Source organism: Methylobacterium oryzisoli, from assembly GCF_046557895.1.
GTDB classification, from domain to species: domain Bacteria; phylum Pseudomonadota; class Alphaproteobacteria; order Rhizobiales; family Beijerinckiaceae; genus Methylobacterium; species Methylobacterium oryzisoli.
In genome coordinates this window covers 1-6,247 of sequence record NZ_JBKIBX010000061.1, presented here as the reverse complement: position 1 = coordinate 6,247, position 6,247 = coordinate 1, and the positions used below count along the sequence as shown (strand labels likewise).

The following is a 6,247-nucleotide window of genomic DNA, read 5'->3' as shown; positions in this document are numbered from 1 at the left end:
TCGCAGCCGCGGCTGCGACGCGCTCCACGTGCTCGATGTAGGGCGCTCCAGCCTTGTCGGTCTGCCCAGCGTGTTGAACGCTGGCGTGCGCTTTGGCGTCTGCGCTTGTCATCATAGACGACCCCCGGTGTATGGCCGCTGCATGATGTGCAACGCCATAATCAGCCAACTGCTGCGGGATGTGGAAGTCTCAAACTGCTCATGCCAGCAGCGTCGCTGTTCAGACCGCCAGACGTTGCTGCGCCTTGATCGCGCCTTCGCGCATCTCGGCTGTTCAATTCGAACCACTCCTGCCAGCTGGCGTTGAAGTCCACACACCCACGGAAGGAAACGAACATGCGTCCCATCACGATAGCCGCCATAGCCGCCGCGGCCATGGCCTTCGCTGGTCCCGCTTACGCTCAGGCTCCGGCCGGCACCGTTGCTCCTGGTGCTCCGGTTGCCCCGCCCGCAGGGGGCGTTGTGGCCCCCTCGCCGGGCACGACCGGCAATACCCCGAACGTGACGGTTGCGCCTGGCGGCACTGGTGCCTCCACCATCACGACCAATCCCGCTCAGGGCAGCAACGCCGGTCAGCCCGCCAGGCCCGTGCCTCAGGGCAGCGGGGGCGGTGGCCAGGGCTCCGGCGGCTAAGAGAAGACCCGCGAGGCGGCTGGGAACACGGGCCTCTCAGCCCTGTTGCTCCTATGGTCGCATCGTTCCCCTGATGTCAGCGCGCCCGGCAAGGTCCTAACCCTCCGCCGGGCGTTCTGCTGTCTGACACAAAAGCTAGGTCCGGGAACAGAGGGCTGTGCCGCGCATTCCCGGACCGTCACCTCGGCCTGTCAGGCACACGCCTCACTCGGTCGAACGTCACCGGCGGGTCGGGCGCGCTCAACGTGCTCGCGGTGACGCGTCCGACCCGTTTCGACCTTAACTTGTGACATACCGGCGGCCAGTTCGCCAGGGCGCTCGGCAAGCCATAGCCCTCGGCCTTCTGCTATCACTGAATGAACCTTGAGCATTTGACTGCGTTCGCCAAAGGTGACCAATGTCAGAGCTAATCGAGCGTCCATTACGGTAGAGCAGGCGCGCCTCACACAGGCGTGCGGGATCTGGGTGGATTGCTTGAGGTGCGGCTTCAGCACCTCGCTGTCGATCAATCTCTGGCCTTCAACCATGTTGGTGAGTGAGATAGCGCGGCAGGTGCGGTGCACGGGCTGCGGCAGCTATCGGGTCGAGACGTGGCCGGATTGGCGAGGTCAGCGACCATCCTACGACACGTAAGACCTCAAAGCTCGATCGGGCAGCCCAACGTGCTTGGTGTCACCCCGGCCTTGCCGCTTGCTCGGTCGGTGTCACATCGGGCGGCCCAGCAGCACTCTCACCCCTCATCCTGGCTGGGCCGACTTTACGCCTCACCCCGCCCTCGCCAGCAGGACCGCCGTCCTGGCCGCTAAGCCGCTGCGCCTAGGTCGCACGCTCACGTGTGAGGAACTCGGCCGTCACCTCCCACGCCGGGTGACCGAAGAGACGGAAACTTCGAGCGCATTAACAGTGGGCTGATGCCATTGCGCCGTTGGAACTCACGCTGCCCTCGCACGAAACAGGAACGAGGGTTCGAGCTTAGTGGGTGATGCGGTGTAGCGGTCCTCCGCTACCATCTAATGCCTTGCGCTTATTCATAAATTTTCTTTACGCTGCCCGGCCGCTGGCCGGGTTTGGCACTTTTTGTTGCCAGGTTTGACAGCACTGGTTCGCCGCCTGTTCACCTCAGCGTCGAAGCTCGTGACCACGCCGCGCATCTTCGGGCGCAGGTCGGCGCCCTTGGCATAGTGCTGGGCCATCTCGATGGTCTTCTGCCCGAGCGCGTCCGCGATGGTCCGCTCGTCGTGCCCAATCTCCCGCAGGATCACCGCCACGGTGCTGGCCGAGTACGGGCAGGACGTGCCGCCGCTGATGGTGCCGATCATGGATCAGCTGCGGTCCAGGGCGGCCGGCGAGGCTGAGGCGCACGAGCGTGCCGGCGACGGAGAGGACTGACCCGCCGGCGTCATCTTCATCGAGGGGAATGGCGAGAGGCCGGGGCCGGGGGTGAGGCCGACGAAATCGGGCCGTGGGTGACCGTCGGCGCACCGCAAGTCTGGATTAGTCTTCAAGGGCACGTGATCTGCGACCCGCCTCGTGCAACGCTCAAGTTGCTCCGCACTCCCCCAGGCGCGGAGCGGCGGGCCGGGCGCATGGGGCCTCAACAACATCAGCGCCCGGCCCGTGCCAAGGAGTGAGGCTGCGCAAGGGCTGTCCGCGCGATAAGAAGCCCGCCGCAGCGCTGGGCTGGCCGTGAGCGGCGATGTCGATCTACGCCATCATCGCAGCCAGGAACTAGTCTGGGAAAAAGTCACTGCTTCCAAATTTTTTCAGAAAATCTTCCCTCGTGGCATTAGATAAGTCGGCGGTAGTCTCCGCTTTCGAGTTTTCACCTAGCGGAGATAAGTGAAGATATCCTGGGTCAAATCCAGAAAAGGCCCTAAGTCGTGTGAGATCGGGCACTGTCCATCCTTTGCGACCCCCTTCGATCAGCTTTGCTTTGCGGAGATCTGTGAGTACGCGCTGCACGTGAACGTGCGAGAGTCCGGCAGTATCTGCTAATTCAGATTGAGTGAGCGGTATGCGATAGCTGGTGTCGAGGGCGAGTCCCACGGACTGCAGCCTAGTGAGCACTTCACAAAAAAAGTGAGCTAATTGCTTATCTGAAGAACGCCGTCCTACACCAACCAGCCACTCTTGAAGTATCGATTCATCTACCAACACTGACCACCACAAAGCCAGATAAATGTTCGGCCGATAAGCTGCGAGTTCTTTGATTGTTCGATATGGAATGGGCGCAACCGTACAAGGAGTCAGTGTCGATATCGAATGAACCATGCGATTAAGGATGGAAGCATGCAAATCGCAGCCATCGCCGGGTACGAGGTACGCTAATATAGATCGACTGCCGTCTGGCATGATCCTGTATCTGCATGCAAATCCCTCAAGGATGATGTACGCAAAATCAGGCTTGCTTCCCTCCGTGATAAGATCTTGGCCGGCATCGTAATGCTGTATTCTACTTGTGGCAGCCGCCAGGGCATTCACATCGGCATCACACAGCGGCGCTCGCAAGCACAATTTTTGAATGAACAGATTCGTCATGGCCTCCTACTACACATCGAAAATCTGTCGTTGCATTTAAAAACAGCAATCCATCGACCTTGCGTTCAGGCCGACAACCTTGTCGGCGAGCTGACACCTCAAGATCTCAACGCCATCGGCGCGCCCGAGTTCAAATAGCGGCCGAGACGAAGGCTCCTATCCATGAAATGAGGTTTTGGGGTGTGTCTTGCGTACCTAGTCTCGCCCGTTCACACCGGGAAATATGCGACCGTGGCTATGATCGACGAACAGACAAAATCCGAATTCATCCCTCGGCCTGACAGGTCGAAATCCATCTCCCATCAAAGCGTCGCCGTTCGCGCTCATATAAGGAGGTTGCTTCAGAAAATCAGTCGCAATAGATTTGTGAAACTAACTGATGAAAATTAAGTGCGATACTTAAAAAACTCTGCTGCAAGCTCAGAGGCTTGGCATCTCAGTACAGAAACGGGAGCAGCGCAGGCGCCGCCATGTTTGCTGCGCCCACGATCTTGGCTTCACGCACGACGCCAGCTTAGGAATGGATGAACTCGTCACCGCACCACCCCATGCGCGTTCTGCTGGCTCAAATGGCTCAGGCGTATCGTTTCGGCGGCAGGAGCGTTGTCACGAACGGCCGCGCTGGAGCGGCCGAGGAAGGGTTCTCTGCGATGCTCGGCACCATCCTCATCATCGTTCTGATCCTGCTGCTGCTCGGCGCCTTTCCGCGTGCCGGCGCCTACAACGCGGGGTGGGGCTATGCTCCGTCGGGCGGCCTAGGTGTGATCCTGCTCATCGTCATCATCCTGCTGCTGATGGGGCGGATCTGAATCCCGCACCTGGGTGCATTTCGAGCAAGGAAACGCCGGCTCGGGTGGGAGTGCCCGGCCGGCGCTTAAGGGGAAGGTTCGCTGCAGACAGGCAAATGCGCGCTGCGGCGCATGTTCCACAGGCAGAGGCCGTTTGCTGACCCCGGCTCTAAGGGGGGACGCCGCCCCCATCTCCTCGTAGTCCCCAGCCGCGCGAGTAGAGGCCCGGCGGTCGATACTGGCACGCCTCACCCACCCCGTCGCACCATGAAGGCCGGCACCGTCGGCTCCCGAAATGGCTGCATCGGCTCCCCGATGCGGTCGTTCCAACGGTGCGTGATCATGGTGTGCGCGTAGTCCCGCTGCAGTTGCGTGACCTGGATGAAGCAGCCGACGGTGCAGGGCTCGGCCGGCGTGCCCCGCCCGGAGAAGCGCGCGGCGGCGATCACCCGCTGCAGGTACTGGATTGGGTCGCCCAGGCTGAACTGCTCCTGTCCGCGATAGACCTGAAGGCCGACCAGGGCAGCCGCTCGGCCGGTGGGACTGGGGACGAGCACCAGATTCGGCAGCGGCGCGGCCTTGTAGGCGTCGTCCGACCGCAGCTGCTCCGACGCCCTGAGCGTGCTCACCACGTACAAGGCCATGCGCTGCTGCGCGTCGCTCCAGCCGGCAAGAAAGACGCTGAAGTCGGCGCTGTGGGATGGGGATGTCTGGCAGTATGCGTCGGCGGCAATCCGCACCAGTTCGTCGCTCCGCGCGATCAACTCGTCGAACGACGTGACGTTCGCCAGCTGAGCCTGCCGTCTGACAACCTCCGCGGGCCAGCCCTGGCTGCGGGATGCCAGAACACAGGACCACTCCGGGCACAGCACGATCCTGCTCGCGGCCTGCGTCAGCTTGAACGTCTGAGGCTCAAGGACCGCACCGTCGGACGCGATGAGGACGACCTCCGGCTCCACCAGGATTGCGAGCGCGGTCATGCGACGACGGGGTTCTCGTGCAAGGCTTCGTCACCATGCTCGCCCGTCGGCGAGAGCACCAGCCCAACGGTCGCGCAGCCCGGCAAGCCTAGTGGCAGGTCTCAGTGCACCTCATCCGCCGGCACTTCCGCCGCCCTGATCTCGTCGACGCGCTCCATGCCGCCCGCGAGGAACGCCATGCCTGCCGTATGGCAATATCGATTGGTTCGCGCGCTTCGCAGTGCGGCCGGTTCGCGCTGAATGGTGACGCCCTATCGCTTCGGCTCAAACGTCTGAGCCCATGTCGCAAGGGGCCTCCGTACCTCGGATGGCCACTCGCCAACGGGCGGTCGAACCTCGATCTTCTTGCCATCAGGCTTCCAGGCGATGAAGACCCGCTTGCCTGGAATGTCGACCACCGTGATGCCTCCAGAGCTCGGGCAGTTGTGCCACTGACACACCTCCCCGATGAACCGGTCGCCTTCGTAGCGGCCGCCTCCAGGCCCGCTCATTGCCGTCAATGCCTGCGGCTTCTGATCGCCGAGCAGCTGAGCGAGACGGACTGATACAGCGCCATTGTCGAACAGCTCCATCGGGTGCTCGAGGCTCCGATCACGCAGGTCAGCCCATCCCTTATCCGACGCTGGAGCGAACGCGACCCTGCCGTCTGACCGCAGGCCGTCGGCTGGCGTCCAAACCCACCTCTCGCCCTCTGCGTTCGGCGCTGCTGGCGTGCTGAACGATATGCGATCCGCACCGACGGTGTAGTTGACCACCCAGCAGGTGTTGATCGGGCCGTCGAAGCTGGGCGCCTTGCCCACGGGCAGTGAAATGACGAATGGCACCGCCTCGCAGGAGTTTCCTCCTGCACTGGAGTTTCCGATCAGCACCGGCGTGCCAGCCACGATCGCGATTTCATTGAGGCTAAGCGATCAGCCCTTGTGTATAGCTTTGCCGTTGACCTCGATGCGTCCCTCGGCATCAGACGGTTGAACAAGCCTGATGTCTCTGCCGAAGGCCTTCAGCGAGTCCATCCCCACATTGGCGGGCAATATGGCCCCGTGCAGCGCAGGTAGGCAGCTCAATGCGATAGCTGATGCGATGTGGCGAGCTTTCATGATAACGGCACGCTACGGTAGGCCGACGCGGATCATAGGGTCGGCAGGAGACCTCCAGCACGTCCTCCATGTGGAAGACGAACTCCGCCGCGTGCTTGGGCGGGATGCACCACATCGTCCTCAGGTGCGGCTTGAGAGTGTTTTTTGAGTGTCTGACGCACCGTCTCGTGAGACACGCCCGGCACGGGCTGCCGTTCAACCATGCGGCTGG

Annotated in this window: 5 protein-coding genes and 1 pseudogene; 2 read left to right on the top strand and 4 right to left on the bottom strand. The window is 62.1% G+C overall.

Annotation, left to right across the window (positions count from 1 at the left end):
• Positions 1-307, top strand: a 307-nt coding sequence (locus ACKUB9_RS31375; protein ID WP_410824238.1) for a hypothetical protein, incomplete at its 5' end; no start/stop codon positions are given.
• Positions 308-1,661: 1,354 nt separating this feature from the next.
• Here the strand turns inward: ACKUB9_RS31375 and ACKUB9_RS31370 are convergent.
• Positions 1,662-1,952 carry a hypothetical protein gene (locus ACKUB9_RS31370; RefSeq protein ID WP_407530119.1) on the bottom strand — a complete coding sequence of 97 codons (291 nt, stop codon included), beginning with the start codon at positions 1,950-1,952 and terminating at the stop codon, positions 1,662-1,664.
• A gap of 409 nt (positions 1,953-2,361) precedes the next feature.
• Positions 2,362-3,171 (bottom strand): Crp/Fnr family transcriptional regulator, encoded by an 810-nt coding sequence (locus ACKUB9_RS31365; protein WP_407530117.1) that lies wholly within the window; start codon positions 3,169-3,171, stop codon positions 2,362-2,364.
• A gap of 650 nt (positions 3,172-3,821) precedes the next feature.
• On the opposite strand from ACKUB9_RS31365, the gene ACKUB9_RS31360 reads away from it, so the two are divergent.
• Positions 3,822-3,980 carry a DUF3309 family protein gene (locus tag ACKUB9_RS31360; RefSeq protein WP_407530166.1) on the top strand — a complete coding sequence of 53 codons (159 nt, stop codon included), beginning with the start codon at positions 3,822-3,824 and terminating at the stop codon, positions 3,978-3,980.
• Positions 3,981-4,207: 227 nt separating this feature from the next.
• Here the strand turns inward: ACKUB9_RS31360 and ACKUB9_RS31355 are convergent, their stop codons facing one another.
• Together ACKUB9_RS31355 and ACKUB9_RS31350 are read right to left on the bottom strand one after the other, a co-directional pair.
• Positions 4,208-4,939, bottom strand: a complete 732-nt coding sequence (locus tag ACKUB9_RS31355; RefSeq protein WP_407530115.1) for a hypothetical protein — start codon at positions 4,937-4,939, stop codon at positions 4,208-4,210.
• 251 nt (positions 4,940-5,190) lie between these two features.
• A pseudogene (locus ACKUB9_RS31350) lies at positions 5,191-5,835 on the bottom strand (Ivy family c-type lysozyme inhibitor); the annotation flags it as partial.
• Positions 5,836-6,247: the final 412 nt, after the last annotated feature.